This window comes from Actinospica acidithermotolerans, assembly GCF_018139625.1.
Taxonomy (GTDB): domain Bacteria; phylum Actinomycetota; class Actinomycetes; order Streptomycetales; family Catenulisporaceae; genus Actinospica; species Actinospica acidithermotolerans.
Map to the genome: position 1 here is coordinate 1 of NZ_JAGSOH010000326.1, position 570 is coordinate 570.

Genomic DNA, 570 nt, shown 5'->3' on the forward strand with positions numbered 1-570 from the left:
TAATTAGAGTGGCAAATAACCTGCTTGTATCTCAGTAAAGCTGCAGCTGCGAAAGTAGTCTTGCCTTGCCCGCTAACAGACATCATAAAGTAGCCTTTAGCCGAAGGTTTCCAGTCAGCAGGCATTGGTAGACCATTGGTTCCGGTGGTGGCAATTGCGTGCCTCCTCTGCCGGTCCATCGCAGTCAAAGGGTGGCGCGCTACATAAGTGTCGCGGGCCATCTTGGCCAGGGTGAAGCCAGCCTTTTGATATTCTGGGAAAGGGTAGACGATGTCGTTGATGGTGGACAGCTCCATCAGTCTAACGACCTCACTACTCCTGCGTAGCGTTGCCGATGGCTTCGCTGGGTAGTGCGCGAGGTTAGTCAAAAAGTCACTTTTGCTTTGCTCCAGAGGCGGCATTGCCTCAATGAACGGATTGCCTGCAAAGCGAGAAACTCCTGTATCGTGATACACCGCAGGGAATATCTCAACATCCTTCATCGCTTGCTCCTGTTTAGCTTCACTAGTTCTACCAATCGAGCCTTCTCCTCACGCTCTACTTCGCTCCAGCTTTTCCCAACGGACGCAG

Annotated in this window: 1 pseudogene; it reads right to left on the bottom strand. The window is 51.9% G+C overall.

Annotated features, from left to right (window positions below):
- Window positions 1-482, bottom strand: a pseudogene (locus KDK95_RS34920) (ATP-binding protein); the annotation flags it as partial.
- Window positions 483-570: the final 88 nt, after the last annotated feature.